The organism is Synechococcus sp. OH2 (assembly GCF_047462155.1).
In the GTDB taxonomy this organism is placed as follows: domain Bacteria; phylum Cyanobacteriota; class Cyanobacteriia; order Thermostichales; family Thermostichaceae; genus Thermostichus.
The window spans coordinates 144,571-145,083 of sequence record NZ_JANSIR010000095.1 but is presented as its reverse complement, the minus strand read 5'-3'; the positions used below and the strand labels follow the sequence as shown (position 1 = coordinate 145,083).

Below are 513 nucleotides of genomic sequence, written 5' to 3'. Positions count from 1 at the left end.
GATGCGAGCCTGGATCACGAGACGCCCATTGAGGAGCTGTTTGCGGATCAGTTGAGCTGCGCCGATTTGGTGCTGCTGAGCAAGGTGGATCAGATCACGTTGTCGGAGCGAGCGCGCGTGGAGAGCTGGCTGCGGCAACAATTGCGCCCTGAGGTTCGAGTCCTTCCCTGTGAGCGGGGCCAGGTTGCCCCAGAAGTGCTCTTGGGCTTCAACGCAGCCGTGGAAGACCAACTTGAGAGCCGCCCCAGCCACCACGACCACGAAGAAGACCACGAGCACGAGGCCTTCGAGTCTTTTTACCTGAGCCTGGAGGGGGGCTATGAGCCGGGATCCCTAGTTGCCCAACTGCGCCAACTGGCTCAAGAGGAATGCCTCTACCGGGTGAAGGGGTTTGTGGCCGTGCCCCACAAGCCGATGCGGCTGGTGCTGCAGGGAGTGGGAGGGCGATTGGAAACCTACTACGACCGGCCCTGGCGCCCGCAAGAGCCGCAGTTGACCCGCCTAGTGTTCATC

Annotated in this window: 1 protein-coding gene; it reads left to right on the top strand. The window is 62.2% G+C overall.

The features are described 5' to 3' along the window. The coding region (locus tag NW835_RS09160; RefSeq protein ID WP_414415113.1) for a GTP-binding protein at positions 1 to 513 on the top strand (513 nt) is incomplete at both ends.